At 68.1% G+C, this 10,754-nt stretch carries 2 protein-coding genes; both read right to left on the bottom strand.

What is annotated here, in order from left to right; all coding sequences use genetic code 11:
* Window positions 1-1,821: MMPL family transporter (locus tag QOD90_RS09290; RefSeq protein WP_526348889.1), on the bottom strand; the 1,821-nt coding region annotated here is incomplete at its 3' end.
* On the bottom strand, window positions 1,818-10,754 hold an 8,937-nt coding region (locus QOD90_RS09295; protein WP_526348891.1), incomplete at its 5' end, for an amino acid adenylation domain-containing protein. The genes QOD90_RS09295 and QOD90_RS09290, both read right to left, overlap by 4 nt.

The raw sequence follows: 10,754 nt of genomic DNA on the forward strand, positions 1-10,754 counted from the left end.
GATGCCGACCATGTCATGGAAGTTCTCGCTGCCCGACCGGGTTGGCTGGCTCGGGCCGCCCGCGGCTTGCGCGTCGGCCAGCTCCCGCTGGGCATCCTGGAACTCCTGAGAGCTCTCCAATTGATCCTTGATGTTGGCCATCGTCTTGCTGAGGCCGTCGAGAACGCCGGTCGTCTTGGTCAATTCGTCGCGCACGGTAGACAGACTGTCGGCGAGCTTGTCGGCTCCGCCGGTCAACGCCGCACGCTGGTCGGTGCTTGCGGTGATCTTCGCGGAGGCGTCCGCGAGAGTGTTGCCGATCTCGCCGGCCTGAAAGCTCAGCGTGGCCTGCTCCAGCGGTGCGCCAGTGGGACGGGTGACTCCCCGCACCGCCGCGATGTCGGGCAGCTGACTGACCCGTTGTGCCATCTGCTCGAGGTCCGACAGCGCCTTGGTGGTGCGCAGGTCGTGCGGGGACTGGATGAAGACGTACTGCGGGGCGGTGAGGCTGGCCGGGAAGTGGCGTTCGATCGCGGCCATCCCGACGTTGCTTCCTGACGTCGGCGGCAACGTGTTCCGCGCGTCATAGCTGGTGTGCAGCAAGAGGACACACCCAGCGAGGGGCACCAGGATGGCCAGGCTGGCGACGAGGTGGGCGACCGGACGCCGCACGATGTGGATGCCGGACCGTCGCCAGAACTGGTTGGTGAGCTCCCGTCGCGGCGCCACCCAGCCGCGGCGGCCGCCAAGCGTCAGCATCGCGGGCAGCAGGGTGATCGCGGCCAGGAAGGTCACCGCGATCGAGACGGCCAACGCAGGCCCGACGGTGGAGAACACCTTGAGGGTGGTGAAGCTCATGCCGAGGAAGGTGATCGCCACCGTCGCCGCGGAGGCAGCGATGACCTTGCCGATGGCCGTCAGCGCCCGCGCCACGGCTTCATCGGATTCCAAGCCCTGCCGCAGATATTCGTGATAGCGACTGATCAGAAAGACTGCGTAGTCGACGCCGGCACCGATCATCATCGCGCTCATGAACACGATCGTCTGCTGGGAGATGGCCAGACCCAGTTGCGCCAGCCCGGCGACCACCTGCGTCGCGGCCGCCTGCGCGATCCCGATGGTGATCAGCGGCAGCAGGATGGTGACGACATTGCGATACACGACGAGCAGAATCAGCAAAACCATGACCAGGGTTGCGGTTTCGATCACCCGCAGATCCCGCAGTCCCAGCTGCTCGCGTTCCGCGACGGTGGCCGTCAGCCCCGTCATGTGCATCGTCAGTGACGAGCCTGCGACGGTCTGCGTGACGGTGTCCACGACGCGCTCATAGGATGCATTCGACTCCGGCGAACCCAACTCGCCGGCAATGCCGACCGGAATGAACCACGCCTGGTGATCCTTGCTGGCCATCACATCGCGTAGCGGTGGCTGAGAGATGAAGTCCTGCACCATCACGACGTCGCGCTGATTGGCATGCAACCTGTCGACCAGGGTGCGGTAGACGTCCTCGTCCGCACTGGTCAACCCGTGCTCGTCGGTCAGCACCACCAGGGCGATGTTCTGGATCCCTGGTTCACCGAAGGCCTCGGTCATCTGCCGGGTCGCTGCCATCACCTCGGAATCGCTCGGCAGCAACTCCTGGCTTTGGTCGCTGGCCATGCGCATCAACGGGGGTACCGCCACCGCCAGCACCGCGACCAGCACCAACCAGGCGCCGATCACCAGCCATGGGCGGCGCACCACCACGTCGGCGAGGCGCCCGAACATGTCGTTGACGGACGAGCCAGCGGCGGGGTTGCGGCGCGGCAACCCGGTCGGCCTACGCGGCCAGGTCAACTTCACGTCGACCCGCGGTCGAGTAATTGGCTGACGTGCTCGCCGTACCCACTCAGCGCGGCGGTGGTCAGCATCTCCTGATGTGTGCAATCGACCGGGTGCACGATGACGTCGCCTGCCACGTGCGGTTGCCAACTGCGCTGCAGGAAGGAACTCCGGTCACGCTCGTCCCGCTCGGCGGAGAACATGACCAGATCACCGTGGAACACCCCGGCTTCGTGATCGTCATAGAACCGGACGTTGGCCTCGAAGTTGTCCACGATTTGCTCCAGAAGCCGACTGTATCGCGCGGATTCGTCGTCGCCTCGCTCTTGAACGAGGCGGTCCAGCTGCTTCCTGTCCACGGCATGGCTCGCCAAGCTGCTCAGGCTGGGCTCGGCATCCAGAAGGATGAGGCGTTCGACCGTGCCACCGCGCCGTTCGAGCTCGATGGCGACCTGGTGGGCGACGACGCCGCCGAAGGACCAGCCGAGCACGTGATACGGGCCGGCCGGATGACTCGCTTGAATCCGGTCGGCATAGATCGCCGCCATGTCGCGGATCGATTCGGGCTCGTCGCCGTCACGGGCCTGCTGAATTCCGATGATCGGACGATCGAGGTACCCACCGAGAACCTGGTACGGCCAACTGACCCCACTCACCGCATGGATGCAGAACATCGGCACGCCGTTACCTGCCTTCAGGATCTGGACCGGCGATATCTCGTGATCCGGAGCCGGGTTCATCAGCAGACGCTCGGCCAACGTACTCACGGTGGGTGCCTCGAAGACGGCAGACACCGAGAGCTCGGTGTCCAGGCCTGCGTTGATGGCTGCGACCAAGCGCATCGCCGAGATGCTGTCGCCACCGAGGTCGAAGAAGGACTCGTCGACCCCGACCCGCTCGACGTCGAGGACCCGGCCGTAGATTCCGGCCAGCACCTCCTCGGTGTGATTGCTCGGAGCGCGGTATTCGCCTGCGCGGTACTCCGGGGCAGGCAACGCACGGATGTCGAGCTTGCCGTTGACGGTGACGGACAGCGCAGGCAACGCCACTACCGCTGCCGGAAGCATGTGCGCGGGCAGCCGGTCGGCCAGCTGCGAGCGCAGCCCGGCGGGGTCCGCGGTGCCGGTGACGTAACCGACGATGCGCGTGTCACCGGGGCGGTCCTCACGGGTGATCACCACCGCCTGCTCGACGCCGTCGAGGCCGGCAAGGGCGGCCCGGACCTCGCCCAGCTCGATGCGGAACCCGCGGATCTTGACCTGCTCGTCGACGCGACCGACGTACTGCAGCTGCCCGCCGGCAGCCCAACGCACCAAATCCCCGGTGCGATACATTCTTTCGGCCGGCGCTCCGGCAGCACCGAACGGGCAGGCGACGAACCGCGACGCGGTCAGCGCCGAACGCCGCACGTACCCGACGCTCACGCCGGCGCCTGCCACGTACAGCTCGCCGACGACACCGGGCGGGACGGGGCGCAACCAGGCATCGAGCACGAACAACGCCGCCCCTGGCACCGGGGACCCGATGGGCACCGATTCCGTTGCGCCCGTGGACATACCCGCGGTCGAACCCGTGACCAATGGCGCACTCATCGCGGCGTACACCGTGGTCTCGGTGGGGCCGTAGGCATTGACCATCAGCCGCCCCGGCGCCCACCGGTCCACCAACTCGGCAGGGCAGGGCTCGCCGCCCACCAGCAATGCCGCGGACTCCAGCCCCTCCGGCGAAAGCACCCCGGCCGCAGACGGAGTCTGGGTGAGGACGTCGATCCGTTCGGCGACCAGCATTTCGTGCAATTCCTGCGGCGAGGCCGCGACGGCCTCCGGCACGATCACCAGGCGCCCGCCGTGCAATAGCGCACCCCAGATCTCCCACACCGAGAAGTCGAAGGCATACGAGTGGCACTGCGTCCAGGCGCGTCCAGGCGCAACGCCGTCGTCCGGCGAACCGAACATTCGGGTCACGTTGCCGTGCGTCACGGCCACCCCCTTGGGCACGCCGGAGGTGCCGGAGGTGTAGATGACATAGGCGACGTCGTCGGCGGCAGGCACGGGTGGTGCCGCGCTGGATTGCGCGCCGACGGCAGCGTCATCGAGGTCGATCACCGACACGCCAAGGTCGTCGAACCGCTCGGTGAGGCCGCCCGTGGTGATCGCGACGACCGGCGCGGCGTCGGCCATCATGAACGCGAGCCGCTCGGCGGGCACGGCCGGGTCGATCGGCAGGTAGGAAGCCCCTGATTTGAGCACCGCCAGAATCGCCACGATCGCATCGGCCGACCGCGAGAACATCAGCGCCACAGACTGACCCGCACCGGCACCACTGGCGACCAGGAGGTGCGCCAGGCGGTTCGCGGCCTCGTCGAGCTCGCGGTACGTCATCGACCGCTCCCCGAAGGTGACGGCCGTGGCCGCGGGCGTGCGCTCGACTCGGGCGGTGAACAGCTCGGGAATCGACGTGGCCGCGACCGTCGGCCCGTCCAGCGCGGCCCGGCAACCGATCTGGTCGAGCCGGGTGTGCTGGTCCTCGGTGAGTAGCTCGATCGACGAGAGCCGTCGCGCGGGCTCGGCAGTCATCGCCACCAGCACCCGCTCGAACTGCTCGACCAGCGTCTCGATGCCCGCTGCATCGAAGACCTCGGTGTCGTATTCGACGCGGAGCCCCAGTTCGCTGCCCGGCATGGCTTGCACCGTCAGCGGATAGTGGTTCCGCTCGTGGCTGGTGAACTCGGTGATGGCCAACTCACCGCTGCCCCCCGACGTGGCCTCACCCAGCGGGTAGTTCTCGTACGCGAAGAGCGTGTCGAAGAGGATGTCCTGCCCCGTGATTCGGTGGATCTCGCCAAGCGCCAGATGCTGGTGCTCGAGCGTCTCGTTGTGGCTTCTTTGCAACTGATCGAGCAGATCGGCGGTGCTGGTGGCCGCGGTCAGGTTCGCCCGTACCGGCACCGTGTTGATCATCAGGCCGACCATCGACTCCACACCTGCCACGTCCGTTGGCCGACCCGACACGGCCGTGCCGAAGGCGACGTCGTGGTGGCCGGTTAGCCGCACCAGCACCTGCGCGTACGCACCCTGCAGCACGACGTTCACGGTGGTGTGGCGGGAGCGTGCCAGTTCGCCGATGGCCTGGGTGGTCTGCTCGGGTAGCCGGAAGGAGCGGGCGTCTCGCCGACCCTGCGGCCGATTCCCCTGACCGACGAGCGTCGGGGTGTCGAATCCTGCCAACGCCGTTGCCCAGGCCGCGCGGGCCGCATCGACGTCTCGCTCGGCCAGCCAGGTGACGAACTTCCGGTACGGCGCTACGGCGGGCAGCCGCTGCCCGTAATAGCCGACGAAGATCTCGCGCAGCACGATCGGCATCGACCAGCCGTCCATCACGATGTGGTGGGTGGTCAGTACCAGTCGGTGCCGATGCTCGCCGGTGCGGATCAGAGCCACCCGAAACGGTGGCTGGTGAGCGAGGTCGCCAACGGCGGCACGCTCCGCGCTGCAGAATCGCTCGAGGCCTTCTCCGTCTTCGTCCAAATCGACGGTCTGCCAGGCTATTACGGGGACCGCCGGAATGATCTGGACGGGCTGGTCGAACTCGTCGCAGAATCGGGCGGACAGGTTTGGATGACGCTCGGCCACCGCGTGTACCGCCTCGCGAAGGCGGTGCGGGTCCAGTGGACCGGTCAAGGTCAGATTCAGCTGCACCGCGTACATGTCGGCCGTTTCGATGCCGGCCCGTGCGGTGCGCGAATGGAAGAGCAGCCCTTGCTGCAGCGGGGTCACCGGCAGAATGTCGGCGATGCGATGGCGTGACTGCAGCTCGTCGATCTGCTGCTGGTTCAACCGCGCGGGCGCCACGTCGGACGGGGTCAGCCCGCCCCCACCGGCGCGCACGTGGGCGCTGATCCCCGTCAATGCCTCGAACCACAACCGGCTGAGCCGCGTGACCGCCGCACGGTCGAGAGCCGAGGGCGCCCACGTCCAGTTGGCATGCAGCTGCGGGCCTGCGTCGGTGTCCACGGTGCCGGCATTGAGCTCCACGGTGTGCGCCAGGGGCATCGGCACCGCGGTGCTGACGCCGACGACCGACGAACCTTCCCGGCTGACCCGCCACACGTCGTCGGACAGCTCGGGGCCACTACCGAGCCGGCCCAGATAGTTGAATCCGATCGGCGGGTCCTGGGCCGCAGGGTCATTCAGCGCGGTCTCGTCGCTCAGGTAGCGCAGCAGACCGTAGGTCAGGCCGTCAGGCAGCGCGCGCAACTGCTCCTTGGCGTCCTTGATGACAGCGCCGAGCGCCGCGTCGCCCGCCATCACTCGCGCCCAGGGCAGCTCGCCAAGAGACAGGGACACCGGGTACTTGGTGGTGAACCAGCCGACGGTGCGGGACAGGTCGACGTCACGGCCCAGCTCCTCCTGCCGACCCAACTCCTCTTGACGACCGTGGCCTTCGACGTCGATCGCGATCGGTGCGCCGCCGCTGCCGACGAATTCCGCAGCCGCCAAGGCGAACCCGATCAGCAGGACGTCACTGATCCCGGCGTGGAATGCCGTAGGCGCCTCACGTAGGAGCGTCTGGACGGTGTCGACGTCGTCCAGCGACACCGACAGCTGACCGGCGGTGGCGAAGGTATCCACGTCGGGCTGCACCGCAGGCAGCGCCGCCGGCGTCGTCGCCACCCTTCGCCAGGCGTCCGCATGGGCGACGACCTCGGGGGTCCTGGCGTGTTCACCGAGTCGCTCCGCCCACCTGGCGAACGACGTCCCGCCCGCAGGCAACGCGACCGGCTGCCCGGCACGGTGTTGCGCCCAGGCAATGTTCAAGTCCTCCAGGAGAATTCGCCACGACACCCCGTCGACCGCGAGATGGTGAATGATCAGCAAGAGTTGCCTCGATGGGGTCACCCAGATCGCGCTGAGCATCTTCCCGGCCGCCGGATCCAACCGCGAGCGCGCCGCCGTCACCGCCACTTCGGACAGTTCCGCCACCACGTGAAGGCAGTCGCGGGCATCGATCGATCCCGCCTCGGGCACGTGCAACGACCAGGCGTTGGCGCCGTCAGTGTACTTGTCGACTTGCAGTCGCAACATCGCATGCCGATCCAGCATGGCCTGCAACACGACCGCCACGTCGACCTCGGTGGCGCCGGCCGGAGCCTGCACCAGCACGGTCTGGTTGAACTGGTCGACCTGCCCACCCAGCCCTTCGACGCCTGCCAGCCACCGCATGATCGGGGTGGCCAGCACCGGCCCGATGCCGTCGTCGTCGATCTCCTCGGCTGCACCGTCGGTGGCGCTGGCCACCAACGCCAGTCGTGCCACGGTCTGTTCGACGAAGAGATCGCGCGGCCGGCACATCAGCCCCGCAGCGCGGGCCCTCGCAACGACCTGCATCGACATGATGCTGTCGCCGCCCAGCTCGAAGAACGAGTCGTCGACGCTGACGCGGGCGAGCCCGAGCACCTCGGCGTAGATGCCAGCCAGAATCTCCTCGACGGGTGATCCAGGAGCGCGGTAGGCATCGACGTCCCCGTAGGTCGGGGCGGGCAGGGCGCGCTTGTCGAGTTTGCCGTTGGGGGTCAGCGGCAGCGCCGCCATGGCCACCACCGCGGCGGGCACCATGTAGCCGGGAAGATGGGCGGTCAACGCGGCACGCGCCTCGACCGGGTCGGCAGTTCCGGTGAAGTAGCCGACCAGACGCTTGTCACCGCGACGGTCCTCACGGGCGATCACCACCGCCTGCTGCACACCGTCGATCGCGGCCAATGCCGTTTGGACGTCGCCGAGTTCGATGCGGTAGCCGCGGATCTTCACCTGCTCGTCGGCGCGTCCCAGATACTGCAGCTGTCCGTCGGCGCCCCAGCGCACCAGATCCCCGGTGCGGTACATGCGCGCCCCCGTCCCCCCGAACGGGCTCGCCACGAACCGGGACGCACTGAGCCCTGACCGTCGGACGTAGCCAGCCGCCACGCCTGCGCCTGCCACGTACAGCTCACCGGTGACGCCGATCGGGACCGGCCGCAACCACTCGTCGAGAACGAACGCCGCCGCCCCAGGCACCGGCGAACCGATGGGCACGACACCCGAACCCGCCGCCAGCGGTGCGCTGACCGCCGCGTAGATGGTGGCCTCCGTTGGCCCGTAGGCGTTGAGCATGACGCGACCCGGTGCCCACCTGTCCACCAACTCCGTCGGGCAGGCCTCGCCTGCCACGACGAGCGCCGTCGCCTCGAGCCCCCGCGGCGACAACATCATTGCGGCGGACGGAGTTTGAGTCAGAACGCTGACGTGTTCGGCCTGCAGGAGGGCGTGCAGATCCTCCGGTGAGCGGGCCACCGACTCGGGCACGACGACCAGCCGCCCGCCGCGCAGCAGCGCCCCGAAGATCTCCCAGACCGACACGTCGAACGCCAATGAGTGCCACTGGCTCCAGACGCCTGCGTCAGGCAATCCGGCACCCAGTGAGCTCAACAACTGCAGGACGTTGCGATGGGTGATCGCAACGCCCTTCGGCACTCCGCTGGTGCCCGAGGTGTAGATCAGATAGGCGATGTCGTCGGGAGCGGGCGCCGTCAGCACCGTACCTGGCCGGGTGTCGAGACCGGGGTCTGCGACGTCGATGACGGCGACGTCGAACCCGATGAGTCGCTGGGCCAGCTCACTGGTGGTGACGGCGGCGATCGGCGCGGCGTCGCCGAGCATGAACTCAATCCGCGCCGACGGGAGCGCCGGATCGATCGGCAGGTACGCCGCCCCCGACTTCAGCACCGCGAGGATCGACACGATCGCCTCGGCCGACCGCGAAAAGAGCAGCGCCACAGTCTGTCCCGGCCCTGCGCCGCGATCGGTCAGCACGTGGGCCAGCCGGTTGGACGCCTCCTCGAGCTCCGCATACGTCGAGGACTGACCGGCGCAGGTGAGCGCGATTGCCTGCGGGGTGCGGGCCACCTGCTCGGCGAACAACTCGGGGATTGCCTTCGGCGAGCTCGGCGGACGGGTCAGCACCGTCCGGTTGCCGAGCACGTCGAGCCGGGCGTGTTCGGCCTCGTCGAGCAGACTCACCGACGACAGCGACCGCTCCGGTTCGGCGGTCATCGCCACCAACAGCCGCTCCAGCCGCTTGACCAACGATTCGATGGTGCCGACGTCGAACACGTCGGTGCGGAACTCCACCTCGCCGCCGATACCTGCCGGCGCACCTGTCCCGGACCACCTTTCGGCGAGCGAGAAGGTGAGGTCCATGCGGGCCGACTGGGTGCCGAGCGGAATCGGCGTGACGTCGACGCCCTTCAGACCAGAGGCCGCCGCCGGATCGGTCAGGCCGGTGAAGTTCTGCCAGGAGAGCATCACCTGCACCAGAGGGTGGTGGGTCAGGCTTCGGGTCGGGTTGAGCCGCTCGACAAGCACCTCGAAGGGCACGTCCTGGTATTCGAAGGCCTCGAGGCTGCGCGTTCGGACCTGCGTCAACAGCTCGGCGAAACTGGGGTCGTCGGCGACGTCGGCACGCAGCACCAGGGTGTTGACGAAGAAGCCGACGAGATCGTCGAGAGCGGGGTCACGCCGACCTGCGATCGGAAAGCCCACGGCCACATCGGTATTGGCGCTGACCTTGGCAAGCAGCGCCAACAGCGCGGCCTGGATCACCATGAAGCTGGTCGCATTGTGCGCACGGGCCAACCTGTTGACCTGCAGTTGCAGTTCGGCCGGCCAGTCCACGGCCACGGTGGCACCGGCCATGTCGGCGATCAACGGGTACGGCCGGTCGGTGGGTAGCTCGACCCGCTCGGGCAGCCCGGCCAGCGCACCCTCCCAGTAGGCGAGCTGCGCGGCAACGCGGCTGTCGCTGTCGTCGAGGCGGCCGAACTGCGCGCGTTGCCACAGCGTGTAGTCGACGTATTGCACCGCAAGGGGCGCCCAGTCCGGGGCTTGACCCGCACACCGGCTGGCATACGCCGCACCGAGATCGGCGACCAACGGCCGCAATGACCATCCGTCGGCGGCGATGTGGTGCAGCACGGCCACCAGCACGTGTTCGTCGTCCGTGACCCGGAACAGGCGCGCCCGCAATGGAATGTCGGTGGCCAGATCGAAGGTCTCGCGCGCCGCGACCTCGAGTGCCTCGCGCAACCGGCCCGGCGACCAACTGGTCGCATCGACGACGTTCCACCCGAGATCCGCGTGCTCGACGGGCACCACGATCTGCTCCGGTGAACCCTCTTGCGCCGAGAACAGCGTCCGCAGGCTCTCATGCCGAGCCACGACGTCAGCCAGCGCGGCACCGAGTGCCCCGACGTCCAGGCCACCGTTCAATTGCATGGCCGCCGCCATGTTGTACACCGGTGACGGGCCCTGCAATTGGTCGATGAACCACAACCGATTCTGGGCGAAGGACAACGGGATGACCGCGGGTCGCTCGACCGCGACCAGTGGCTGGAGTCGACCGTCGGCAGCACCGATCCGAGGCGCCAACTGGGCGACGGTGGGAGCTTCGAAGACGGCGCGCACCGGAAGCTCCACGCCCAGCGCGGCGTTGATCGCCGCGACTAGGCGCATCGTCGACAGCGAGTCGCCGCCGAGGTCGAAGAACGAGTCATCAACGCCAACGGCCGCCGACTCAAGCCCGAGGACCCTGGCGTAGACGTCTGCCAGAATCTCCTCGGTGAGGCTGCCGGGGGCGCGATAGCTGCCCTCGGTGTACTCCGGCTCCGGCAGGGCGTTGGTGTCGAGCTTGCCGTTGACCGTGACCGGCAGCGCTGCCAGGCCGACCACCGCCGCAGGAACCATGTAGGCGGGCAGGCGCTCGGCCAGTGCCGCACGTGCCACGACCGGGTCGACCGTCCCCGTGACGTATCCCACCAGGCGCTTGCCGCCCACCCGGCCGTCACGGGCGATGACGACGGCCTGTTCGACGCCCTCCAGTGCGACCAATGCCGAACGCACTTCACCGAGTTCGATGCGGTA

It is taken from the genome of Mycobacterium sp. (genome assembly GCF_032161845.1).
In the GTDB taxonomy this organism is placed as follows: Bacteria; Actinomycetota; Actinomycetes; order Mycobacteriales; family Mycobacteriaceae; genus Mycobacterium.